Annotated in this window: 18 protein-coding genes and 1 riboswitch; of the genes, 7 read left to right on the top strand and 11 right to left on the bottom strand. The window is 73.1% G+C overall.

Features of this window, described 5'->3' with window-relative positions:
- Positions 1 to 5: 5 nt before the first annotated feature.
- The 10 genes from cobI to ACIQOU_RS31700 form a co-directional block, all read right to left on the bottom strand.
- A complete protein-coding gene (gene cobI / locus ACIQOU_RS31745; RefSeq protein WP_401542369.1) occupies positions 6 to 737 on the bottom strand; it encodes a precorrin-2 C(20)-methyltransferase in 732 nt (243 codons plus the stop codon).
- Positions 734 to 2,224: a cobyrinate a,c-diamide synthase gene (locus ACIQOU_RS31740; protein WP_401542366.1), complete on the bottom strand. Its 1,491-nt coding sequence runs from the start codon at positions 2,222 to 2,224 to the stop codon at positions 734 to 736. The genes cobI and ACIQOU_RS31740 overlap by 4 nt, the downstream gene beginning before the upstream one ends.
- Positions 2,218 to 2,817 (bottom strand): cob(I)yrinic acid a,c-diamide adenosyltransferase, encoded by a 600-nt coding sequence (cobO, locus tag ACIQOU_RS31735; protein ID WP_401542364.1) that lies wholly within the window; start codon positions 2,815 to 2,817, stop codon positions 2,218 to 2,220. Before cobO ends, ACIQOU_RS31740 begins: the two co-directional genes overlap by 7 nt.
- Positions 2,817 to 4,853 (bottom strand): putative cobaltochelatase, encoded by a 2,037-nt coding sequence (locus tag ACIQOU_RS31730; RefSeq protein ID WP_401542362.1) that lies wholly within the window; start codon positions 4,851 to 4,853, stop codon positions 2,817 to 2,819. Before ACIQOU_RS31730 ends, cobO begins: the two co-directional genes overlap by 1 nt.
- Complete coding sequence (gene cobN, locus ACIQOU_RS31725; protein ID WP_401542359.1) at positions 4,850 to 8,518, bottom strand: cobaltochelatase subunit CobN; 3,669 nt, start codon at positions 8,516 to 8,518, stop codon at positions 4,850 to 4,852. Before cobN ends, ACIQOU_RS31730 begins: the two co-directional genes overlap by 4 nt.
- Positions 8,515 to 10,023, bottom strand: coding sequence for a cobyric acid synthase (locus tag ACIQOU_RS31720; protein ID WP_401542356.1), 1,509 nt, complete (start codon positions 10,021 to 10,023; stop codon positions 8,515 to 8,517). Before ACIQOU_RS31720 ends, cobN begins: the two co-directional genes overlap by 4 nt.
- The gene (locus ACIQOU_RS31715) at positions 10,020 to 10,964 is read right to left on the bottom strand and encodes a cobalamin biosynthesis protein (protein ID WP_401542354.1); all 945 of its coding nucleotides are present in this window, start codon (positions 10,962 to 10,964) and stop codon (positions 10,020 to 10,022) included. Before ACIQOU_RS31715 ends, ACIQOU_RS31720 begins: the two co-directional genes overlap by 4 nt.
- A gap of 93 nt (positions 10,965 to 11,057) precedes the next feature.
- Positions 11,058 to 11,200, bottom strand: a riboswitch (cobalamin riboswitch).
- Positions 11,201 to 11,362: 162 nt separating this feature from the next.
- Positions 11,363 to 11,584: a hypothetical protein gene (locus tag ACIQOU_RS31710; protein WP_401542351.1), complete on the bottom strand. Its 222-nt coding sequence runs from the start codon at positions 11,582 to 11,584 to the stop codon at positions 11,363 to 11,365.
- A 38-nt stretch (positions 11,585 to 11,622) separates the two neighbouring features.
- Positions 11,623 to 12,876, bottom strand: a complete 1,254-nt coding sequence (locus ACIQOU_RS31705) for an anion permease (RefSeq protein WP_401542349.1) — start codon at positions 12,874 to 12,876, stop codon at positions 11,623 to 11,625.
- A gap of 143 nt (positions 12,877 to 13,019) precedes the next feature.
- A complete protein-coding gene (locus ACIQOU_RS31700; RefSeq protein ID WP_401542346.1) occupies positions 13,020 to 13,760 on the bottom strand; it encodes a lysozyme in 741 nt (246 codons plus the stop codon).
- Between the two features lie 510 nt (positions 13,761 to 14,270).
- Between ACIQOU_RS31700 and ACIQOU_RS31695 the strand changes: the two genes are divergently transcribed.
- The 7 genes from ACIQOU_RS31695 to ACIQOU_RS31665 all read left to right on the top strand — a co-directional run bounded on the left by ACIQOU_RS31695 (position 14,271) and on the right by ACIQOU_RS31665 (position 22,708).
- A complete protein-coding gene (locus tag ACIQOU_RS31695) occupies positions 14,271 to 15,128 on the top strand; it encodes a class II aldolase/adducin family protein (RefSeq protein WP_401542343.1) in 858 nt (285 codons plus the stop codon).
- A 586-nt stretch (positions 15,129 to 15,714) separates the two neighbouring features.
- Positions 15,715 to 16,842, top strand: coding sequence for an alpha/beta hydrolase (locus ACIQOU_RS31690; RefSeq protein WP_401542340.1), 1,128 nt, complete (start codon positions 15,715 to 15,717; stop codon positions 16,840 to 16,842).
- A gap of 181 nt (positions 16,843 to 17,023) precedes the next feature.
- A complete protein-coding gene (locus ACIQOU_RS31685) occupies positions 17,024 to 18,424 on the top strand; it encodes a hypothetical protein (protein ID WP_401542338.1) in 1,401 nt (466 codons plus the stop codon).
- A gap of 315 nt (positions 18,425 to 18,739) precedes the next feature.
- Complete coding sequence (locus ACIQOU_RS31680; RefSeq protein WP_401542335.1) at positions 18,740 to 19,498, top strand: hypothetical protein; 759 nt, start codon at positions 18,740 to 18,742, stop codon at positions 19,496 to 19,498.
- A gap of 92 nt (positions 19,499 to 19,590) precedes the next feature.
- The gene (locus ACIQOU_RS31675; RefSeq protein WP_401542332.1) at positions 19,591 to 21,189 is read left to right on the top strand and encodes an ABC-F family ATP-binding cassette domain-containing protein; all 1,599 of its coding nucleotides are present in this window, start codon (positions 19,591 to 19,593) and stop codon (positions 21,187 to 21,189) included.
- Between the two features lie 370 nt (positions 21,190 to 21,559).
- A complete protein-coding gene (locus ACIQOU_RS31670; protein WP_004002281.1) occupies positions 21,560 to 21,781 on the top strand; it encodes a helix-turn-helix domain-containing protein in 222 nt (73 codons plus the stop codon).
- 123 nt (positions 21,782 to 21,904) lie between these two features.
- Positions 21,905 to 22,708: an enoyl-CoA hydratase/isomerase family protein gene (locus tag ACIQOU_RS31665; protein WP_401542329.1), complete on the top strand. Its 804-nt coding sequence runs from the start codon at positions 21,905 to 21,907 to the stop codon at positions 22,706 to 22,708.
- Positions 22,709 to 22,772: 64 nt separating this feature from the next.
- On the opposite strand, the gene ACIQOU_RS31660 is transcribed toward ACIQOU_RS31665, so the two are convergent.
- Entirely contained in the window at positions 22,773 to 23,492 is a 720-nt protein-coding gene (locus ACIQOU_RS31660; RefSeq protein WP_401542326.1) for a nucleopolyhedrovirus P10 family protein, read from the bottom strand.
- Positions 23,493 to 23,572: the final 80 nt, after the last annotated feature.

Below are 23,572 nucleotides of genomic sequence, written 5' to 3'. Positions count from 1 at the left end.
GGGGGTCACAGTTTGCCGCCACGCCCTCCGTCGCGCCGGGCGGGCGCGATCAGCGTCGACAGGTAGGGCAGCGGGGCGCCGTCGAGGTCGGCGGCGGGGCGGATCGACTCCTCGGGCAGCCCGAGCGCCGAGCCCCACACCGCGTCGTCGAGCCGCCCGGTCTCGCGCAGCGCCTCCGCGACCTCGCCGGCCTGCCGCCCGAACTTGTAGGCGACGACGGTTCCCGGCCCGGCCAGGGCCTCCTTGAGGACGGCGGAACCGGCGGTCACCGGCACCAGGGTCAGCGGCTCGGTGCCCTCGGTGAGCACGGCGCCGGACCGGGCGGCGAGGTCCTGCATCGCGGTGATCCCGGGCACGGTCTCCACGACGGTGCCCGGCACCAGTTCGGCGATGGTCTGCGCCAGATAGGTGAACGTCGAATACACATTCGGGTCACCGATGGTTGCGAACGCGACGGAACCCTGGGTGCGCAACAGCTGCGCGACCTGGTCCCCGGCGGCGTCCCAGGCGGCCTCGCGGCGGGCCCGGTCGCTGCGCTCGTTCAGCGCGAACACCACGCGGACGACCTTCTCGGCGGGCACGTAGTGCAGCACGGTCGCCTCCGCGCGCCCCCGTTCCCCGTTGTCCATCACGGGAACGACGACGGCGGCGGCGGCGCGCAGCGCGTTGACGCCCTTCACGGTCACCAGTTCGGGGTCACCGGGGCCGACCCCGACTCCGACCAGTCTGCTGCTCATGACGTGCGGCACCTCTCCACGAACCGACGGGCCACACCGGGCTCTGCCGCCCAGTGCGTGTGCAAATAACTTGCATGGACACTGTCCTCCACGAACCCCTCGACGCGCCGCTCGGGGTTCCGCATCCCCCACGCGGGAGTCGCCCCCGCCCCGGGTTCGACGACCGTCCGATGGAACTCGTGCCCCCGCATCCGGGTTCCCGCCGGGGCCAGCACACTGTCACTCACGGCAACGGCGTCCCGGTACCCGAGGGTGAGCCGCTCCGTCATCCGAGCCTTCGCGTCGACGACCCCGCACATCGGCAGCCCGTCGAGTTCCCGGCACAGATACAACAACCCGGCACACTCGGCGGCGATCGGCGCCCCCCGCGCGGCAACCGAGCCGACGGCCCCCCGCAGCGCCTCGTTGGCGGACAGCTCACTGGCATACACCTCGGGAAACCCACCCCCGATGACGACCCCGGAGACCCCCTCGGGCAACGCCTCATCCCGCAACGGATCAAAAACAACAACGTCAGCCCCAGCAGCCACAAGCAACTCAGCCTGCTCAGCATAGGAAAAGGTAAACGCAACCCCACCGGCAACGGCGACGAGTGGCTTGGTGCTTTTCAGCCCGTCCGGCGCTTGAGGACGAGGCCGTCCAGGCCGAAGGGGGGTCTGGGGGCGCAGCCCCCAGGTCTCTTCGGCGCCAGGCAAGCGCAGGCCAGCATCATCCAGCCCGCCGGCGACATCCCCGGCCTCAGACGCAAGCGCAGCCCCCGCATCCCAAGCCACCCCGGCCAGGGCCCCAGCACCGCGTGCCAACGCAAGAAGCGCACCCAGATCACACCCAGCGGCCACCTGCGAGCCCATCGCAGCGACGGCCTCCACCGCCACCGAACCCCGCTCAGCGACCGGCACCAGCCCCAGATGCCGAGCCGGCGTCTCCACCTGAACCGCCCGCCGCAACACCCCGAGCACCGGCACCCCGACGGAGTCCAACGCCTCCCGCAACAGCACCTCGTGCCGATCGGACGCCACCTTGTTGAGGATGACGCCCCCGATCCGCACCTCGGGGTCCCACGACACGAACCCATGCACCAGCGCGGCCACCGACCGCGACTGCGACGACGCGTCCACGACCAGCACCACCGGCGCCCGCAACACCTTCGCGACCTGCGCGGTGGACGCCAACTCCCCTTCCCCTGCGGCCCCGTCGAACAGCCCCATCACACCCTCGACGACGGCGACGTCACACCCGCGCGCCCCGTGCGCGAACAGCGGGCCGATCAACTCGGGCCCGCACAGATACGCGTCGAGGTTGCGCCCCACCCGCCCGGTCGCGAGCGCGTGGTACCCGGGGTCGATGTAGTCGGGCCCGACCTTGTGCGGGGACACGGCGAGCCCGCGCGCGGCGAACGCGGCCATCAACCCCGTGGCGACGGTGGTCTTGCCGCTGCCCGACGCGGGCGCGGCGATGACCAGCCGGGGTACGGAAGACGTCACCACTCGATGCCCCGCTGGCCCTTCTGCCCCGCGTCCATCGGGTGCTTGACCTTCGACATGTCGGTGACGAGATCGGCCGACTCGACCAGTTTCTCAGGCGCGTTGCGCCCGGTGATGATCACATGCTGGGTGCCGGGACGGTCACGCAGCACCTCGACGACCTCGTCGGTGTCGATCCAGCCCCAGTGCATCGGGTACGCGAACTCGTCGAGCACGTACAGCTGGTAGGCCTCGGCGGCCAGGTCACGCTTGACCTGCTCCCAGCCCTCCCGGGCCTTCTCCTCGTTGTCCATCTGGTCGTCCCGCTGGACCCACGACCAGCCCTCGCCCATCTTGTGCCAGGCGACCGAGCCGCCCTCGCCGGAATCCCCGAGGACCCGCAGCGCGCGCTCCTCGCCGACCTTCCACTTCGCCGACTTGACGAACTGGAACACGCCGATCGGCCACCCCTGGTTCCAGGCCCGCAGCGCGAGCCCGAAGGCCGCCGTCGACTTCCCCTTGCCGACGCCGGTGTGCACGATCAGCAGCGGACGGTTACGACGCTGACGGGTCGTCAGACCGTCGTCCGGTACCGAACTCGGCTGCCCCTGCGGCACTACGCGGCCCTCCTCGACGACGTTCCCCGCACATCCCTGACCAGACCCGCGAGCGCGTCCGCCCGCAACTCGTCCAGCGTCACCGCGACCCCGTCCAGCTCACCCGCGAGCTTCCCGGCGAGCCCCAGCCGCACCGGACCCGACTCGCAGTCCACGACCACCGACGCGGTCCCGTCGGCCGCGAACAGCCGCGCCGCCCGCCCCGCGAGCGCGACCGGCTCGGGCCCACCGGTGGCCCGCCCGTCGGTCACCACGACCACCAGGGGCCGCCGGTGGACGTCCCGCAGCCGCTCCACCCGCAGCACGTCGTGCGCCCTGAGCAGCCCGGCCGCCAGCGGCGTCCGCCCACCCGTCGGCAACGACTCCAGACGGACCGCCGCCGCGTCCACCGACGACGTCGGCGGCAGCGCCACCTCCGCGCCCGCACCCCGGAACGTCACCAGACCCACCTTGTCCCGCCGCTGGTACGCGTCGAGCAGCAGCGACAGCACGGCGCCCTTCACGGTGCTCATCCGCTGCCGCGCCGCCATCGACCCGGAGGCGTCCACGACGAACAGCACGAGGTTGCCCTCACGCCCCTCCCGCGTCGCCTGCCGCAGATCGTCCCGCCGCACCACCAGCCCAGGACCCGACCGGCCGCGCGCCCGCTGATGCGGCGCCGCCGCCTGCACGGTCGCCGTCAAGTGCAGCTTCGTCAGGGCCCCTTGGGGCCGCCGGGCACCGGTGGTCCGGCCGTGCTCGGTCCGTGCCCGGGAGCGCCGCCCGGCCGCGCCCTCGCCGATCCCCGGCACACTCAACACCTTCGTACGGAACGGCTCCGAGGCCCGGGCCGGCTGCCGTTCGCCCGCGCCGGACGGGGAGGGCTGCGGGGCGCCGCCCTGCCCGGCCTCCGGCTGCGCGGCCTCGTCGCCGTCCCGCGGTCCGCCGTCGTCCGGGGTGGGCTGCCCGCCGCCACCACCGGGACCGTGGTCGTCGGGGTCGGGGTCGGGGTCGTTGTCGTCGCTGCCGCCGTCGCCGTCGGCGTCGCCGGAGAACTCCTCCAGCGTCTCGTCGAGCTTGTTCTCGTCAAGTCCCGGCGCGTCGAAGGGATTTCGCCGCCGCCGGTGCGGCAGCGCCAGCAACGCGGCCTGCCGCACGTCCTCGGCGAGCACCTCGGTGCGCCCCGCCCACGCGGCCAGCGCCGTCGCCGTCCGCGCCATCACGATGTCGGCCCGCATGCCGTCCACCTCGAACGCCGCACAGGTCGCCGCGATCTGCCGCAGCGCCGCGTCCCCGAGCCGCACCGACGGCAGCAACTCCCGCGCCGCGACGACCCGTTGGCGTACGGCGGACTCCTCGTCGGCCCACCGCGCGACGAAGCCCTCGGGATCGTCGTCGTAGGCCAGCCGCCTGCGGACCACCTCGACCCGCTGGTCGGGCTCGCGGGAGGCGGCGACCTCGACGGTGAGCCCGAACCGGTCGAGCAACTGCGGGCGTAGTTCGCCCTCTTCGGGGTTCATGGTCCCGACGAGCAGGAACTTCGCGGCGTGCCGGACGGAGACGCCCTCCCGCTCCACATAGGAGGCGCCCATCGCGGCCGCGTCCAACAGCAGGTCCACGAGATGGTCGTGGAGGAGGTTGACCTCGTCGACGTAGAGGATGCCCCGGTGCGCGTCGGCCAGCAGGCCGGGCTCGAAGGCCTTCACGCCCTCGGACAGCGCCCGTTCGATGTCGAGGGACCCCACGAGCCGGTCCTCGGACGCGCCGACCGGCAACTCCACCATCCGCGCCGGGCGTTGGGCCCCGGGCCCGCGCTCGTGCGGCCCGTCCGGGCACGCCGGGTCGGGCGCGGCCGGCGCACACGAGAAACGGCACCCGGGCACCACGGCGACCTCGGGCAGCAGCACCGACAGCGCCCGCACGGCGGTGCTCTTCGCGGTGCCCTTCTCGCCGCGCACCAGCACCCCGCCGACGGCCGGCGAGACGGCGTTCAGCAGCAGCGCGAGCCGCAGATCGTCCTGGCCGACAACGGCCGTGAACGGAAAGGGAGTACTCACTTGTCGTCGCCCTCCAGATCGCCCTCAAGTTCGAGGTAGGTCGCCCGGAGCCGCTCCAGGGTCTCCTGGTCGGGCTCCGCCCACAGACCCCGTTCGGCGGCCTCCAACAGCCGCTCGGTGATGCCCCGCAGCGCCCACGGGTTGGACTTCTTCATGAAGTCCTGGTTCTCCGCGTCGAAGACGTACTCGGCCGACAGCTTCTCGTACATCCAGTCGTCGACGACCCCGGCCGTCGCGTCGTACCCGAAGAGGTAGTCGACGGTCGCCGCCATCTCGAAGGCACCCTTGTAGCCGTGCCGCCGCATGGCCGCCATCCACCGGGGGTTGACGACCCGCGCCCGGAAGACGCGGTGCGTCTCCTCGCCGAGCGTGCGCGTCCTGACCTGGTCCGGCGTCGCCGAGTCACCGACGTACGCCTCGGGGCTGGTGCCCGTCAGGTGCCGCACCATGGCGACCATGCCGCCGTGGTACTGGAAGTAGTCGTCGGCGTCGACGAGGTCGTGCTCGCGCGTGTCGACGTTCTTCGCCGCCACCGCGATCCGCTTGAACGCCGTCTCCATGTCCCCGCGCGCCGCCCGCCCGTCGAGACCGCGCCCGTAGGCGTAGCCGCCCCAGACGGCGTAGACCTCGGCGAGGTCGGCGTCGGAACGCCAGTTGCGCGCGTCGATCAACGGCAGCAGCCCCGCCCCGTACGCACCCGGCTTGGAGCCGAAGATCCGGGCCGTGGCCCGGCGCCGGTCACCGTGCTCGGCGGTGTCCTGATCGGCGTGCGCCCGCACGTAGTTGGACTCGGCGGGCTCGTCCAGCTCGGCCACCGCCCGCACCGCGTCGTCGATCAACCCGACCACGTGCGGGAACGCGTCCCGGAAGAACCCGGAGATACGCACGGTGACGTCGATGCGCGGCCGCCCCAACTCCTCGACCGGCACGATCTCGAAGCCGGTGACCCGCCGCGACGCGTCGTCCCACACCGGGCGGCAGCCCAGCAGGGCGAGGATCTCGGCGATGTCGTCGCCCTGCGTGCGCATCGCGGACGTGCCCCAGACGGTGAGCCCGACGGAGGTCGGATACGCACCGGTGTCCTGGAGGTAGCGCTGCACGAGGGAGTCGGCGAGCGCCTGGCCGACCTCCCAACTCAGCCTGGACGGAATGGCCTTGGGGTCGACCGAGTAGAAATTGCGGCCGGTCGGCAGGACGTTGACCAGACCGCGGGTCGGGGAGCCCGAAGGACCCGCCGGGACGTAACCGCCGTCCAGGGCCTTGAGGATGTGGTCGATCTCGTCCGTCGTACGGACCAGACGCGGCACCACCTCGTCACCGGCGAACGCCAACACCGCGACGGCGTCCGGGAGTTCGACGCCGAGCACCTCACTCACCAGCGCCGGCACGGCGGCCGTCCGCCAGCCCCGCTCCTCCATGCCCTCGGCGAGCCGCCGGCACAGCTGCTCCAGCAGGTCGATCGCGTCGGCGGCGCTGCGGGCGGGCCCGTCGACCAGCTCCGTCAGCTCGGCCGGCACCTTCACCGGCGCCCCCGGCTCGGCCAGCAACTCCTTCTCGACCAGGCCGAAATGCTGGGCGAGCGAGGCCCGCAGACCCGGCAGGGCGTTGGCCTGGCCGCCCCACACCTGGGAGGCGCGCAGCACGGCGAGCACCAGGTTGACGCGGGCCTCACCGACCGGGCCGCCGCCCAGGACGTGGAGGCCGTCGCGGATCTGCACATCCTTGATCTCGCAGAGATAGCCGTCGATGTGCATGACGAACTCGTCGAAGTCGCCGTCGTCCGGCTGGTCCTCGACATGCAGGTCGTGATGGAGCTCGGCCGCCTTCACCAGCGTCCAGATCTGCGCCCGGACGGCCGGTGCCTTCGTCGGGTCCAGATCGGAGACGAGCGCGTACTCGTCGAGGAGCTGCTCCAGCTTGGCCAGGTCGCCGTAGGTGTCGGCGCGGGCCATCGGCGGCACCAGATGGTCGACGACGGTGGCGTGCCCGCGCCGCTTGGCCTGGGTGCCCTCGCCGGGGTCGTTGACGATGAACGGGTAGATCAGGGGGAGTTCACCGAGCACGGCGTCGGGCGCGCAGCCGCCGCTGAGGCCGAGCCCCTTGCCGGGCAGCCACTCCATCGTGCCGTGCTTGCCCATGTGGACGACCGCGTCCGCGCCGAAGCCGCCCTGATCGGATGCGGCCTCCAGCCAGCGGTAGGCCGCCATGTAGTGGTGCGACGGCGGCATGTCGGGGTCGTGGTAGATCGCGATCGGGTTCTCGCCGAAGCCGCGCGGCGGCTGGATCATCACGACGACGTTCCCGAACTGGAGGGACGCGAGGACGATCTCGTCGCCGTCGACGTACAGGTTCCCCGGCGGCTCCCCCCACGACTCCCTCATGGCGTCCCGGAGTTCGGGGTCGAGCTTCTCGAACCAGGCCTGGTAGTCGGCGAGCGGCACCCGGGCGGGCGCGGCCGCCAACTGCTCCTCCGTCAGCCATTCCACGTCGTGGCCACCGGCGTTGATGAGCCGGTGGATCAACTCGTCGCCGTTGTCCGGGTGTCCGTCGACCCCGTACCCGGCGTCCCGCAGCGCGTCCAGGACCCGGATCGCGGAGGCGGGCGTGTCCAGGCCGACGGCGTTGCCGACCCGGGAGTGCTTGGTCGGGTAGGCGGTGAAGACGAGCGCGAGCCTCTTCTCGGCGTTCGGCTTGTACCCCAGCCGGGCGTGCCGTACGGCGATCCCGGCGACCCGCGCGGCCCGCTCCGGGTCGGCGACGTACACGGGGACCTCGTCGGGACCCTGCTCCTTGAAGGAGAACGGGACCGTGATGACGCGGCCGTCGAACTCCGGGATGGCGACCTGCATCGCCGCGTCCATGGGGGACAGGGCCGCGTCGGACGCCTCCCAGGCGCTCTTGGACGAGGTGAGGCAGAGCCCTTGCAGCACCGGCACGTCGAGGTCGGCGAGGGCGCCGATGTCCCAGGCCTCCTCGTCACCGCCGGCCGAGGCATGCGAGGCGTGCGTGCCTCCGGCGGCGAGGACGGTGGCGACCAGGGTGTCGGCCCGGCCGAGGATCTCGTACAGCCCGGCGTCCGCGCCGCGCAGCGAACCGCAGTACACGGCAAGGGCGTTGGCGCCGCGCGCCTCGATCGCGTCGCACAGGGTGTCCACGAAGCCGGTGTTGCCGGAGAGATGGTGGGCCCGGTAGAAGAGCACGCCGACCGTCGGGCGGCCCTCGACGAACGCGCGCTCGCCGTGCACCCCGAACTCCGGCATCGTGCGCGGCTCCACGAACCCCTCGCCGGTCAACAGCACGGTGTCGGAGAGGAACCGGGCGAGTTCGGTGAGGTTGTCGGGGCCACCCTCGACGAGATAGCGCAGCGCCTCCGCGACGACCCCGGCCGGCGCCGACGACTCGGCCATCAGCTCGGCGTCCGGCACGGACTCCCCGCCCAGCAGCACGGTCGGCACCCCGGACGCCTTCAGCGCGGCGAGCCCGTCCTCCCAGGCCCGCTTGCCGCCGAGCAGCCGGACGACGGCGAGGTCGGCGCCGTCGAGCAGCGCGGGCAGCTCCTCGGCCACGTCCACCCGGGTCGGGTTGCCGATCCGGTAGCCGGCGCCGGAGGCACGGGCCGCCAGCAGGTCCGTGTCGGCGGTCGACAACAACAACACTGTGCTCATGCGGGCGCTCCCGGTGGAATGAAAGGCAGTCCTAGTGGCGCGCCCGACTCGATGAGCCGCATGAGCGCGTCCGTGTCCGCGTGCTGTTCGATCAGATCGCCGAGCCGGTCGAGCTGCGCCTCGCGCAGCGCGGCGAACGAGGTGTCGGGCGCCGGCACGAAGCGGCGGCCCGCGGCGGCGGCCACCTCGCGCAGGAACGCCCGCCGGAAGCCGTCCGACTCCAGCGAGCCGTGCCAGTGGGTGCCCCAGACGGAGCCGACCCGGCACCCGTCCAAGAAGGGCTCCCCGCCGGTGACGTCGGCGACCCCGTGATGGATCTCGTACCCGTCGACCTGCTCGCCGAGGGCCGTGCCGGTGGGCCGGGTGAGGGTCTTCTCGCGGGCGAACCGCACCCGCACGGGCAGCACGCCGAGCCCGTCGACATGACCCCGGCGGCTCTCGACGTCGTCCTCGATGTGCTCGCCGAGCAGCTGGAAGCCGCCGCAGATCCCCAGCACCGGGCGCCCTTCGGCGGCCCGCCGCAGCAGCGCCCCGGCCAGCCCGCGCTCGCGCAGCCACTCCAGCGCCCGCACGGTCCCGCGCGTTCCGGGAACGACGACGAGGTCGGCGTCGGCCAGCTCCTCGGGCCGGTCCACGAACCGCACCACGACCCCGGGTTCGGCGGCGAGGGCGTCCACGTCGGTGAAGTTCGACATGAGCGGCACGGCACACACCGCTACCCGTAGTACCTCGGCGCCGACCGGCGGTGTGACGGCCGACTCGCGCACGGCCGCTCTCAGGGACACCCCGAGTCCGTCCTCCTCGTCGATGCCGAGCCCGTCCCGGAACGGCAGTACCCCGTAGGTACGACGCCCGGTGAGGCCGTGCAGCATGTCGAGGCCGGGCTCCAGCAGGCTGACATCGCCGCGGAACTTGTTGACGAGGAACCCGGCCACACACGCCTGGTCCTCGGGCGAGAGCAGCGCGACGGTCCCGAAGAAGGAGGCGAAGACGCCACCCCGGTCGATGTCACCGACGACCAGCACGGGCAGCCCGGCGTTGCGCGCGATCCCCATGTTGACGATGTCGGTGCGCCGCAGATTGATCTCCGCGGGCGACCCGGCCCCCTCGCAGATCACCGCGTCATAGTCGGCGCGCAGTTCGGCCAGGCAGTCCAGCACCGTCCCCAGCAGCCGCTGCTGCCGGCCGCCGTGATAGCCGCGCGCGCTCATCTCGCCGACCGGCTTGCCCAGCAGCACGACCTGGCTGCTCTGCTCGCCGCCCGGCTTGAGCAGCACGGGGTTCATCAGCGCGGTCGGCTCGACGCGGCACGCCTGCGCCTGCATGGCCTGGGCCCGCCCGATCTCCGCGCCCTCGCGCGTCACGAACGAGTTCAGCGACATGTTCTGCGCCTTGAACGGCGCCACCTTCACGCCCTGGCGCACCAGCCACCGGCAGATCCCCGCCGTGACGACGCTCTTGCCGGCGTCGGAGGTGGTGCCCGCGACGAGCAGACCACCGTTCATGACCTGCCTCCCTTCACCAGGAGACGGCCGGCCGCGCTGACCCCGAGGGCGAGCAGGCCGACGCGCCGGGACAGCCGTACGGCCCGTTCGATGTCGGGGACGGTGACGGGGCGCCCCACGGCGCCGTTGAGGACCGGCCGGTGTTCGACGCGGCCCGCGTAGGCGAGGGTGCCGCCGAGCCGCACCCCGAGCGCGCCCGCGAACGACGCCTCCACCGGGCCCGCGTTGGGCGACGGATGCTTCGCGGCATCGGCCCGCCAGGCCCGCAGCGCCCCGCGCGGATCACTCCCGGCGACGGCGGCGAGCACGGCCGTCAGCCGCGCCCCTGGCCAGCCGACGACGTCGTCGAGGCGCGCGGAGGCCCAGCCGAAACGGCGGTGCCGGGCCGACTTGTGGCCGACCATGGCGTCCAGCGTGTTGACGGCCCGGAACCCGAGCAGCCCGGGGACCCCGGCGACGGCGCCCCACACCAGCGCGCCCACCACGGCGTCCGAGGTGTTCTCGGCGACGGACTCGACGACCGCGCGGGCGAGGGCGTCGGCGTCCAGGGCCTGCGGGTCGCGCCCGCACAGATGCGGCAGCCGGGCCCGCGCCCCGGCCAGATCACCGGCCTCCAGGGCGCGCCCGACCGTCCTGGCCTCCCGGGCCAGCGAGGTGCCGCCGACGACGGCCCAGGTGGCGGCGGCGGTCAGGGCGAGGGAACCCGTACGGGAATCCCGTAGGGCACGCGCGGCGAGAGCCCCGAGGGCGACGGCGCCACCGGCGCACACGGCGGTGTGCAGCGCGCCCCACCCCCGATGGTCCCGCCACAGCACCCGTTCCACGGCACCGGCGGCCCGCCCGAACGCGGCGACCGGATGCCCCCGGCGCGGATCGCCGAGCAGCTGGTCGCCGAGGAGGCCGGCGGCGGCGCCGTACGCGAAGACGCGATCGGCACGCACGGGTCAGTCGGCCGTGGGGGCGGGCAGGGCGCTCGGGTTCGTTCGGATGCCGCGCATGGCGAATGTGTCCTCACTCAGGGTGTCCACGCCCTGGTTCGACGAGACCGGCGGTGAGAGTTCCTGGCTCCCGGGGGTTACTACCCCGGTGACAGTGGCGGGACCGCGCCGGATTCGCACCGGCTTCCTCTCGTGCCGCCGTAGCTGGCCCCGGCAGTCCACCACGCTCCACAACGGCAGTCAACTTGCTGTTGACCTGCGGCGAAGGAGTGTGCTGAGGCCCACACACGGCGGCTCGCGGGGGCGACATGACGGTGGGGTGCGGGACGGTGTTCCGTCCCGCACCCCAACCGGTGTCGCGGAGGTCGCGATCGCGTCGGATCGCGATCGGTTCAGGCCATTCAGGCCACGATCAGGGAGATCCCGTACGCCACACCGGCCGCGCACGCGGCGAAGCAGACGTAGGCGCCGGTGGCGGCCAGCGGCGCCGCCCCGCCCTCGGCGGTGGCGCGCTCGCGGCGCGAGAGGCCCATGATGCCGAGGGTGAACAGGGCCACCATGGCCACGGTGACCACGAGGCTGACGCCGAAGACGGAGCCGAGGGCCGCCCAGTCGATCTTCATGTTGCTTCCTTCGCGGGGATCAGCGGGGGTTCAGCGGATCAGACGGCGGCCGGCGGAGCCGGTTCGGCGGTGGTTGCGGTGGGCGGCGGGCCCGGGATGGTGGCCGTCAGATCGTCACCGACGGTGCCCGCGGGCGGCGGGCTGACGGCGGCGATCGCCTGGGTGACCACACCGGCCGGTTCGGCGGCGGCGCTCTCGTCGACGACGTTGTGGTGGTCGACGACCTCGCGCCGGGAGACCTTCCAGATCGCCGCGCTGGAGGCGATGAGGAAGACGGCGACCAGCGCGGTGCCCCAGTCGCCCAGGCCGGTGACGTACTCGGCGAGCGCGCCCACCAGGGCGGCGGCCGGGAGCGTCAGGCCCCAGGCGACGAACATCCGGGTCGCCGTCGACCAGCGGACCACCCCGCCCTTGCGGCCCAGGCCCGCGCCCATCACGGAGCCGGAGACGGCGTGCGTGGTGGAGAGGGAGAAGCCGAGGTGGGAGGAGGCCAGGATGACGGTGGCCGCGCTGGTCTGGGCGGCGAAGCCCTGCTGCGGCTGGAGGTCGGTGAGGCCGGTGCCCATGGTGCGGATGATGCGCCAGCCGCCGAGGTAGGTGCCGGCCGCGATGGCGAGACCGGCGGAGAGGATGACCCAGATGGGCGGGTCCGAGGCGGGGGAGATGGCGCCGCCGGCGATCAGGGCGAGGGTGATGATGCCCATCGTCTTCTGCGCGTCGTTGGTGCCGTGGGCCAGCGAGACCAGGCCGGCGGAAGCGATCTGGCCGGTCCGGTAGCCCTTCGTGGCGGCCTTGCCGTCGGCCTTCTTGCCCAGGGTGTAGGAGAGCCGGGTCGCCAGGAACGCGGCGACCCCCGCGACGACCGGGGCGGCGAGCGCCGGGATCAGCACCTTGGTGACGAGCACGTCGCCGTGGACCGCGCCGGTGCCGGCCGAGGCGATGGTGGCGCCGATCAGACCGCCCATCAGGGCGTGCGACGAGGAGGACGGGAGCCCGACGAGCCAGGTCAGCAGGTTCCAGAGGATCGCGCCGACCAGGGCGGCGAAGATGACCTCGGGACGGATGCCGGTCTCGTCGACGAGACCCTTGGAGATCGTGTTGGCGACCTCCACGGAGAGGAAGGCGCCGACAAGGTTGAGCGCGGCCGACATGGCCACCGCGACCTTGGGCTTGAGGGCACCGGTCGAGATGGTGGTGGCCATCGCGTTGGCGGTGTCGTGAAAACCGTTCGTGAAATCGAACGCGAGTGCGGTGACGACCACAATCGCGAGGATCAGCGAGAAGTTTTCCATTTACCCAGGCAATCGTTCGAAGTCATTGGCGCGATGAACGTAGGCAATGTGGATGAACGGAAGATGAACTGAGACGGGCCGCAGGGTGACCGTGTCCTACGGGTATGACGCCGTCCGCTTCCGGCACCCCACTCGCCCCTCGGCTACCCGCCGCGCGCGAACTTCGTCAGCTGCGCGGCGCTCCCGTTGAAGAGGTTCTGGTCGCCCGGCAGGGCCCCCTTGGTGGCGTGCTGCCAGAAGGTCCAGTACGGCCAACCACCCGGCAGCGGGCCCGCCTTGGAGCCGGGCTGGGCGATCCACAGCGGGTTGGCGGTGAGCGCCCGGCTGTTGCCGGTGCAGGTCTTCCACCAGTTGACGGTCGTGTAGATCACCGGCGGGCGCCCGGTGAGCCGGTCGACCTCGGCGCTGAACGCTTTGATCCAGCGCACCATGCGCTTCTTGCCGACCCCGTAGCAGCGGTGCTTCGCGTCGTACGGGTTGTATTCGATGTCGAGCGCGGGCGGCAGCGTGCGCCCGTCGGCCTTCCAGGCCCCGCCGTTGCGGACGAAGTAGGCGGCCTGCCGGGCACCGGACGACGTGTTCGGCCGCGCGAAGTGGTACGCCCCGCGCAGGATGCCGACGCCGCCCGCGCCCCCGTACTGGGCGGTGAAGTAGGGGTTGCGGTAGGTCGTGGACTCGGTCGCCTTGACGTAGACGAACCGCGCCCCCCTGGCCCGCGCCTTCGACCAGTTCACGGTCTTCTGATGCGATGACACGTCATGCCCCCGAGGCAGCTTCACCACCCCCGAGGCCGACGCGGCGGCCCCCTGCTGACCAGGACCGACGGCCACGACGGCAAGCGCCACCAGACCCCCGACACCCATCCGGGCACGGCTGTAGGTCATTTATCCCCCGTAATACTGACGTGGACGACAAATCACCCGGGACGCTACTGGAAGATCACCAAATGATCATCTGTATCGCCCCCAACAAACCGGCGTGGCGCGCCAAGCCGCCTCACGGACCGCCAGCGCGGCAGGGGCGGCGCTGCACGCGGGGACCGCCGGGGGGAGCGGCGCTGGGGCGGCCGGGGGGCGGCTCGTGGGCGGCCGTGGAGTAGCCACTGGGGTGGCTCTGGAGCGGCCTGGGGGCGGCCCGGAGGCGGCCGTGAAGTAGCACGGGGTAGCTCTGGAGCAGTCCTGGAGCGGCCCCGGGAGCAACCCTGGTGCGGGTCTCGCCGTGAGTCTGGAGCGGCCCCGGGAGTAGCTCTGCTGCGGGCCCCGACGCGCCCCTGGACCAGCCCGGGAGTAGCCCCCCGTACGGCCCCGATGCACCCCTGAAAGTGGCCCGGATGCGCCCCCTGAAATCCCCCGGACCCGTCCCGGAGGCGGCCCCCGGCTGGCAGGATCGGCCGCATGGCTGAGCGGCGACGGGACCGGCAGGACCGGCAGGACCGACGGGGCGAGCGGGAGAACGTACCGGAGACGTACGGGAGCCCCGTAGGGGACCCCGGGAGTCCTCAAGGCGACCTACGTGCCCCAGGGGCCTCCGGGTCTCCCCTACGGGACGAAGCCCGGCCTGCACGGGAGGAACCCGGGCCCGTACGGGACGACGACGTCAGACCCGTACGGGACGACGAGGCGCGGGGCTGGGACGCCCTGGTGGCCACCGCCCGCCGCACCGTCACCGACGGCCTGGTCGTCGGCACCTCGGGCAACGTCTCCGTCCGGGTCGGCGACACCGTGCTGGTCACTCCGTCGGGGGTGCCCTACGACCGGCTCACGCCGCACGACGTGACCGGCGTCGACCTCGACGGCCGCCAGGTCCTCGGCAGGCTGGTCCCGACCAGCGAACTGCCCATGCACCTCGCCGTGTACCGCACCACCGACGCCCGCGCGGTCGTCCACACCCACGCCGTGCACGCCACCGCCGTCTCCACGCTGGTCACAGAGTTGCCGCCGGTCCACTACATGACCGCGGCCCTGGGAGGCCCCGTACGGGTCGCCCCCTACGCGACCTACGGCACGGACGAACTGGCCGACAACATGCTCCGGGCCCTGGAAGGCCGCAGCGCCTGCCTCCTCCAGAACCACGGCACCGTCGCCTACGGTGCCCACCTCGACCAGGCCTTCGACCGCACGGCCCAACTGGAGTGGATGTCCCACCTCTGGCTGACAGCCTCCGCCATCCCCTCCCTGACCCCGTCCCTCCTCACCCCGGCCCAACTCGAAGAATCAGCAACCCACCTCAACGCCTACGGCCAACACCCCTAACCCCAACAACCCCGCCATCAGGCCACGCAGCCCTCCTGAAACCCCCGCCCCAGGCATCAGCACACCCGGGCTACCTACGAACCCCACCCCTAGGCACCAGAACACCGAGCGCCCTGCAAACCCCGCCCCTGGCCATCAGGACACCGGGCGCCCTACAAACCCCGCCCCACCCCCACCCACCCAGGGGCGCGGGGAACTGCGCGCCCAGCCCCCACGGCGCCGCACGCACCGAATCCCTCAGCCCCCCGGGCCCTGCGACCAGGCCACGCAGGCTCCCTGGAAATCCCGGCTCACGGAGCCCACCCCAGGGGCGCGGGGAACTGCGCGCCCAGCCCCGATGGCGCCACACGGACCGAATCCCTCAGCCCCCCGGGCCCTGCGACCAGGCCACGCAGCCCTCCTGAAACCCCCGGCTCACGGAGCCCACCCCAGGGGCGCGGGGAACTGCGCGCCCAGCCCCCACGGCGCCGCACGCACCGATAACCGCCCCGCCCCCCGGCGCCGCACCCGAACGCTCACGTTCCCCCCACCCCCCGGCACCCTCCCCCCGCTGGCCGGGGACGGGGTTCGCCGGGAGACTGACCCCGTGCGCACAGTCAAGGCCGCAGCCACAGCCCTCACCGCCACCCTCGCCGCAGCAGCAGCCAGCGTCGCCGCAGGCCGCTACGCCAGCGACGCCGCCCTCAAGACACCGGGCGACGGCCGCCTCCCCACCGAACCCCGCCTCACCGTGCACGCCACCGGCGACGACTGGATCACCCTCACCCGCGCCCTCGCCGCGCAGCGCCCCGGCACCTACGGCCTGGCCGGCGCCGACACCCACGCCGTCGTGGGCCCCGTCCTCGACACCGCGCCGCACCCCGCGGACACCGTCGTCCGCCGACTGGACCGCGTCACACGCGGCACCGTGCGGACCGGCGACCGCATGTGGCTCGTCCCCAACCTGCACACCGGCGACCCCACCACCGCCCTCGGCCTCGACCACACCACCGTCGCCTTCCCCGGCGAACTCGGCCCGCTGCCCGCCTGGTTCGTGCCGGGCCCCCGGGACACCTGGGTGATCGCCGTGCACGGCCTCGGCGCGGACCGCGAACACGCCCTGAACGTCATGGAGTTGCTGCACCGTATGAGGTTCCCGGTGCTCACGCCGGCGTACCGGGGCGACACCGGCGCACCCCGTTCGCCGGACGGGCTGCACCACCTCGGCGAGACCGAGTGGCGCGACCTGGACGCCGCGATCCGGCACGCCGTCCAGCACGGCGCCCGCCGCGTCGTGCTGCTCGGCTGGTCCACCGGCGCCACCATGGCGCTCCTCGCCGCCACCCACTCCGCGCTGCGGGAGCGGATCTCCGGCCTCGTCCTGGACTCCCCGGTGCTCGACTGGTCGGCCACCCTGCGCGCCCTCGCCACCGCCCGGCACACCCCCGGCGCCCTGCTGCCCCTCGCGGTCCGGGCCGCCCAGGGCCGCACCGGCCTGCGCGGCGAGCGCACCGCCCAGGCCGCCGAACCCGGCGGGCTCGCCGTCCCGACACTGATCCTGCACGGCCCCGGCGACACCCTGGCCCCCTGGGCGCACTCCCGCCGCCTCGCCGCCGACCGGCCGGATCTGGTCACCCTCCTGCCGGTGCCGGACGCCCCGCACGCGGCGATGTGGAACGCCGACCCGACGGCGTACGAAGAGGCACTGCGCCGTTTCCTGACGCCCCTGATGTGACCGTCGCGGAACGGCCGCACGGGCCCGGCGCGAACGGCCTCCCGGCATTCCGTTTCAACGCTGTACAACCGGCCCGATCCCGGTGCGGGGCCGCCCGCCGGGCCTGGTGCGTTGGCCCTGTCCGTCGCCCGCGGTGACCTTCCGTTTGGGTTTTCGGACCGTCAACCGGAAGACTGCACCCGTGACGTCCCGTATCCCGCGCGACTCCAGGCTTCGACTCGTCCGCCCCCGACCCCTGGCCGCCGCCCCCAGAGCTGTGAACCAGCGGCGCACCCGCCGCCCCGCGCCCCGCCCTCCCGAGGGCACGCCGGCCCCCGCGGAACTGGCCAGATTGGCTCGCTCCCAACTCGCCGGCGCGGCCCGCGTCGCCCGCTGGGCGGACACCGCCCTCGGCCCCGGCGGCTCCGGTGCCACCGCCGACGGCAAGGCCACCCTCGCCGAGCCGACCGCCGAACGCGCGGCCGACGAACTCGGCCTGACCAGCGCTCAGGTCCGCGCCGACTGGGACACCGCCCGGCTGGCCGGACTCGTCGAGGTGCACGGCGACCGCGCCCGCCCCGGCTGGCGGCTGCGCGCCTGGAACCGCGACGACAGCGCCGTTCTCCGTGGCTGGGTGGCGCTCTTCGACGCCTGGTCGCTCGCCTGTCCGGAACCCGCCCAGCCCGAGCCGGCCGCCGTCTCCGAGGTCGTCTCGGCGATGCCGCAGGTGCTCTCCTTCCTCCAGCTCTCCGCCGGGCCCGTGCCCGTCGCCCAGCTCCTGGACCTGCTGGAGCAGCGCGTCCACGAACTGCGCACCGAGCGCTGCGAGATCCCCTACGGCCCGCAGCCCGAGCCCGCCCCGCAGCCGGTGCCCGACGACACCCCGCTCGCCCCCCTGCTCGACTGGGCGCTGCACGCCCTCGCCTCCGTCGGCGCCCTCACCTGCGGCGACGGCCACGCCACCCTCACCCCGCTGGGCAACTGGGCGGTCTGGGTCAAACTGGAGCAGATCTGCGTCGCCGCGCAGAGCCCCGCCGGGAACATCGAACAGGGCGCCGAGGACATGCTCCGCGGCTGCGCCCAGCTCCGCCCGAACGCGGCCCGCGCCGAGTACCGCGCCTGGCTCGCCGCCCGCACCGTCGGCGGCGCCGTCACCGAACTGCTCGCCGCCGCCCGGGGCGAGGACGCCCTGCTGCGCGGCCTGGCCTTCGAGGCGCTGCGCGTCGTCGGCGCCCCCGCCGAACCCGACGTCCGCTCCGTGGCCGACGAACCCGCCCTGCGGCCCTACGCCCTGCTCTGGCTCGCCGAGCACGACGGCATCGACCCCGAGGACGCCCACGAGGTGCTCACCCGGGAGGAGGCCACCTGGCTCTGGGTCGACACCGCCGCCGCCGTGGCCGACCACGGCGAGGCCCCGATGCTCGTCCGCCACCTGGAATCCGCCATCCAACCGACCGTCCCCGCCCTGCTCACCGAGGTGCGCGCCGTCGGGCACCCCCGCACCGTGCAGGTCCTGGTCGCCCTCGCCGCCGCCCACCCCGACCCGGCCCTCGCCAAGGCAGTCCGCCGAGCCGCCTTCCAGGTCCACACCGGCGGCAACTGACCCCCCCCCACCACGGCCAACGATGCCCTCGGCCCCCGCGACCCGAGGGCACCGACGCCTTTCGCCCCGCCCACCCGATGCCACGCCCCTGCCCGCCACCCCGCCGAGAACGGCATCCCGCCGAGAACGGCATCCCGCTGGCGCCGACACCCCACCCGCCCGCGGGCACCGATCTCTCCCGCCCCCCGCCGAACGGGGGACAGGCCCCGTTCCTGGCGTCGTGTTCCGGTCGTGTGGTCGGGATGCGGACCGCGCGCCTGGCTACTGTGCGCCGGATCGGATCGGTGGGTGTCGGGGAACTTCCGAGGGGGTGCGGTGGGCGTACCGCAGGCCGGGGCCGTCGGGGTGCGGCGCGTACGGAACCGGCCCGAGGGCAGCCCGCCGTCCGTTCCCCGGCGTGTCCGGGTCCTCGCGCTGCTGCTCGCCGTGGGCGTTCTCCTCGCCGCCCATCACCTGCGGCCCGCCCCCTACGGCGATCACCTCACCGTCGGGCACACGCGCGTGGCCGACGGTGAGGTGATCGCCCGCGGCGCCGCCGTCGAGGCGTACGACCGGGTCACCGGCGGCCTGCGCTGGCGGTACGCGCGTGCGGGGCGCCGGCCGCTCGACGCCCTGCACGCGCGCGAGGCCGCCCTCGCCCTCTGGGACGACGGAACCGTCACCGCCGTCGCCCCCTGGCCGCACGCCCCCGCCGTCCGCTGGCACCGCACCCTCCCCGCCGGCGGCCACTGGCTGCCCGCCCAGGGCGGCACCGGCGTCCTGCGCCCGCTCGGCCACGGCATCCTCGCCGTCGTCACCCCGGACCTCGTCCTCGCCTACCGCCTCAGCGACGGCGACCTGCGCTGGACGCTGCCCGCCACCGAGGGGTGCGCCTTCGCCCCCCCACGTGGGATGCGTCACTCCGGAGCCCTGCTGCTCGCCCAGCCCTGCGCGGACGACGCCTGGACCGCGCAGGTCGTCGCCCTGGACGACCTCGGACGCATCGCCCCGCACCGCACCCCGCTCGGCAACGACCGCCCCGTCGGCCGGGCCGGAGTGCGGGAGGCAGGAAAAGCCCTTGCGAGGCCCCGTTAGACTTGTCCCATGGCCTTTCTCCTCGCGCATTAGACGGCGGGACCGTCCTCAGCCGCCCATCCGTCAGTCACTTTCCGCCCTGGAGTCTGTCCGTGATCTCCGCCTCCGGTATCGAGCTGCGTGCCGGTGCCCGTGTGCTCATCGAGTCCGCGTCCTTCCGCATCACCAAGGGCGACCGCATCGGCCTGGTCGGCCGCAACGGCGCCGGCAAGACCACCCTCACCAAGGTCCTGGCCGGTGAGGGCCAGCCCGCCGGCGGTGCCGTCACCCGCTCCGGCGAGGTCGGCTACCTGCCGCAGGACCCGCGCACCGGCGACCTCGACGTCCTCGCCCGCGACCGCATCCTCTCCGCGCGCGGCCTCGACGTCCTGATCCGCAAGATGCGCGAGAACGAACAGCGCATCGCCAACGGCTCGGGCGCCACCCGCGACAAGGCGATGCGGCAGTACGAGCGCCAGGAGACGGAGTTCCTCACCAAGGGCGGTTACTCCGCCGAGGCCGAGGCCGCCACCATCGCCGCCGCGCTCAACCTGCCCGACCGGGTGCTCGGCCAGCCCCTGCACACCCTCTCCGGCGGTCAGCGCCGCCGTATCGAGCTGGCCCGCATCCTGTTCTCCGACGCGGACACCCTGCTGCTCGACGAGCCCACCAACCACCTCGACGCCGACTCGATCATCTGGCTGCGCGACTACCTGAAGACCTATCGCGGCGGCTTCATCGTGATCTCCCACGACGTCGAACTGGTCGAGACGGTCGTCAACAAGGTCTTCTACCTGGACGCCAACCGCGCCCAGATCGACATCTACAACATGGGCTGGCGCCTCTACCAGCAGCAGCGCGAGGCCGACGAGAAGCGCCGCAAGCGCGAGCGGCAGAACGCCGAGAAGAAGGCCGCCGCCCTGCACTCGCAGGCCGACAAGATGCGCGCCAAGGCCACCAAGACGGTCGCCGCGCAGAACATGGCCAAGCGCGCCGACCGGCTGCTCGCCGGGCTGGACGCGGTGCGGGTCTCCGACAAGGTCGCCAAGCTGCGCTTCCCGGAGCCCTCGCCCTGCGGCAAGACCCCGCTCATGGCCGAGGGCCTGTCGAAGTCGTACGGCTCCCTGGAGATCTTCACCGACGTCGACCTGGCCATCGACAAGGGCTCGCGCGTCGTCATCCTCGGCCTGAACGGCGCCGGCAAGACGACCCTGCTGCGCCTGCTCGGCGGCGCCGAGAAGCCCGACACCGGCGAGGTCATCGAGGGCCACGGACTCAAGCTCGGCTACTACGCGCAGGAGCACGAGACCCTCGACCCCGACCGCACCGTCCTGGAGAACATGCGCTCGGCCGCACCCGACCTCGATCTGGTCGAGGTCCGCAAGACGCTCGGCTCGTTCCTGTTCTCCGGCGACGACGTCGACAAGCCGGCCTCCGTCCTGTCCGGCGGCGAGAAGACCCGGCTCGCGCTCGCCACCCTCGTCGTCTCCTCGGCCAACGTCCTGCTCCTCGACGAACCGACCAACAACCTCGACCCCGCCAGCCGCGAGGAGATCCTCGGCGCGCTGCGCACCTACAAGGGCGCGGTCGTCCTCGTCACCCACGACGAGGGCGCCGTCGAGGCGCTCCAGCCGGAGCGGATCATCCTGCTGCCGGACGGCGTCGAGGACCTGTGGGGCGCCGACTACGCCGACCTCGTCTCCCTCGCCTGACGAAACGCACCCCGAAGGACTGATCCACAGCGGATGGATCGACTGATCCACTGCGTATGGATCATTCGGCCTATGGGTGATCCACCATCTGTGTGAGATCTCCTCGTACCGAGGTGTGTCCTGCGGCGATTTTCCGGCCGGGTCCCTTACCGAGAGGGGCCCGGCCGTCGCACGTCGCTGACCTGGCACTTCTTGGAAGAAGTCGTTCGGTGGTGCGAACAAAGTCCTCCGGAATATGAGATTCCGTATGTGGGGACGCGCTCCTGTCGTCAAAAGCCTGTCCCATGGACCTTGCCGAATGGGTGGCCATGAAGCCGTCGAGGGGTGATCATGAGAAGACCAGAGCGCACTTCCGCATGAGGAGGCACGGGTGGCCGAGACTCTGAAGAAGGGCAGCCGGGTGACCGGCGCCGCGCGCGACAAGCTCGCGGCAGACCTGAAGAAGAAGTACGACTCCGGTGCGAGCATTCGAGCGCTGGCCGAAGAAACCGGCCGCTCGTATGGGTTCGTGCACCGGATGCTCAGCGAGTCGGGCGTCACGCTGCGGGGACGCGGCGGGGCGACGCGGGGCAAGAAGGCCGCCTCGTCCTGACTCCCCGGGCGGCCCATCGGCTTCGATGGTGGCCACCCGGTCGGTGCACTGATCGACCGGGTGGTTACTGTGCAGTCACTTAGCTCTGTGAGCACTGCTGACCGCACCCATCGGAGGCATTCCATGGCATCGCCCGCCCAGGACCCCGGTCCGGTACTCGACAAGGACGGCGTACGGCTCACCGTCGACGACGCGATCGCCACGGTGACGCTGGCCGTCCCGGCCAAACGCAACGCACAGAGCCCCGCGATGTGGCGGGCGCTCGCCGAGGCCGGGCGGCTGCTGCCGGGGTCGGTCCGGGTCGTCGTGCTGCGCGGCGACGGCCGGTCCTTCTCGGCCGGTCTCGACCGGCAGATGTTCGCGCCGGAGGGCATCGAGGGCGAACCGAGCCTTCTCGACCTCGCGAACAGCAGCGACCCGGAACTCGACGCGAGCATCGCCGCCTTCCAGGAGGGCTTCACCTGGTGGCGCCGGAGCGACCTCGTCTCCATCGCCGCCGTGCACGGTCATGCCGTCGGCGCGGGCTTCCAACTCGCCCTCGCCTGTGATCTGCGGGTGGTCGCCGACGACGTGCAGTTCGCCATGCGCGAGACCAGCCTCGGCCTGGTTCCCGACCTGACGGGCACCTACCCGCTGGTGAACCTGGTCGGTTACGCCCGTGCGCTGGAGATCTGCGCGACGGGCCGCTTCGTGCTCGCCGAGGAAGCCGTGTCGACGGGCCTCGCCAACCTCGCCGTTCCCGCCGACCAGCTCGACGCCGCCGTCCAGGATCTGGCCGCCGCCCTGCTGGCCGCCCCGAGGGACGCGCTCATCGAGACCAAGGCCCTCCTCCAGGGCGCCGCCGACCGCACCTACGACGCCCAACGCACCGCGGAACGCGCCGCCCAGGCCCGCCGACTCCGCGACCTGGCAGGCCTCGGCGACTGACCGCCCGTTCACCGCCTGGGGTGACTGACCGCCCGTTCACTGGAGGGCAGTCACCGAGCAGCCTTCACCCGACCGTCGTCACCAGGACAGCCACGGTCGGGTGGTCGGGCAGCGCCTCGGACACCGCCCGCCGGACCTCCCGGGCCACCTCCACGGCCCGGTGACCGGCGGCCACGGCGATCTCCACGCGCGCGTGGCGGCGCGGCAACCCGTCCGCAGGGCCCCCCGACGCCGCCGGAAGCGATCGTTCCGCGAGCCGCACCCCGGGCTCCGGCTCCGCCACCCCCGGCACCGCCGCCGCGACCCGCGCCGCCCGCTTCTCCTCCGCGTCAGCCGACCGGAGCATCCGAGGCGCCGCCGGTGGCTGGTCGGAGGCGGGCGGCGGCTCCTCGTCGAGCAGCGCCGTCGCCCGCAGGTCGACCTCCACCACCGCCAGCCCCAACCGGGCACCGGCCGCGTCCGCCAGCACCGCCCGGAGCCGGTCCGCCGCCGTCGGCAGGGGCTCGGCCGCCGTCGCCGTGAAGTCCGCCGTCAGCCGCAACGGACCCGGCGACAGCGCACTCGGCGGCGGGGCAACGACGGGCTCGACGACGTCCGCCGGATCGACGAGCCCGATCCGCAGCCGCCCGAGCCGCACGCCCGCCACCGCACCGGCCGCCCGGCGCAGCACCGCCCCGGCCGCCGCCTCCGTGATCCACGCGCCGTCCCGCGCTCCGCCCAGCGGCAGCAGCCTGCCGAGCCCCACCTGTTCCCGCACCGCACGTGTCCACCGGTCCGCCGTCATTCCCCCACCCTGCCGCATCCCCGGCGCGCCGCCAGGCAACCGCGCATACGGTGGTCCCAGGACGACGACCGAAGGGACGT

It is taken from the genome of Streptomyces sp. NPDC091279 (assembly GCF_044757465.1).
Lineage (GTDB): Bacteria > Actinomycetota > Actinomycetes > Streptomycetales > Streptomycetaceae > Streptomyces.
This window is presented reverse-complemented; position numbering and strand designations above follow the sequence as displayed.

Coding starts and splice junctions, on each gene's coding strand:
- ACIQOU_RS31705 (WP_401542349.1), bottom strand. CDS start 12,876: ATGGAAAACTTCTCGCTGATCCTCGCGATTGTGGTCGTCACCGCACTC.
- ACIQOU_RS31700 (WP_401542346.1), bottom strand. CDS start 13,760: ATGACCTACAGCCGTGCCCGGATGGGTGTCGGGGGTCTGGTGGCGCTT.
- ACIQOU_RS31660 (WP_401542326.1), bottom strand. CDS start 23,492: ATGACGGCGGACCGGTGGACACGTGCGGTGCGGGAACAGGTGGGGCTC.
- ACIQOU_RS31710 (WP_401542351.1), bottom strand. CDS start 11,584: ATGAAGATCGACTGGGCGGCCCTCGGCTCCGTCTTCGGCGTCAGCCTC.
- ACIQOU_RS31665 (WP_401542329.1), top strand. CDS start 21,905: ATGGCATCGCCCGCCCAGGACCCCGGTCCGGTACTCGACAAGGACGGC.
- cobI (WP_401542369.1), bottom strand. CDS start 737: ATGAGCAGCAGACTGGTCGGAGTCGGGGTCGGCCCCGGTGACCCCGAA.
- ACIQOU_RS31695 (WP_401542343.1), top strand. CDS start 14,271: ATGGCTGAGCGGCGACGGGACCGGCAGGACCGGCAGGACCGACGGGGC.
- cobN (WP_401542359.1), bottom strand. CDS start 8,518: ATGAGCACAGTGTTGTTGTTGTCGACCGCCGACACGGACCTGCTGGCG.
- ACIQOU_RS31720 (WP_401542356.1), bottom strand. CDS start 10,023: ATGAACGGTGGTCTGCTCGTCGCGGGCACCACCTCCGACGCCGGCAAG.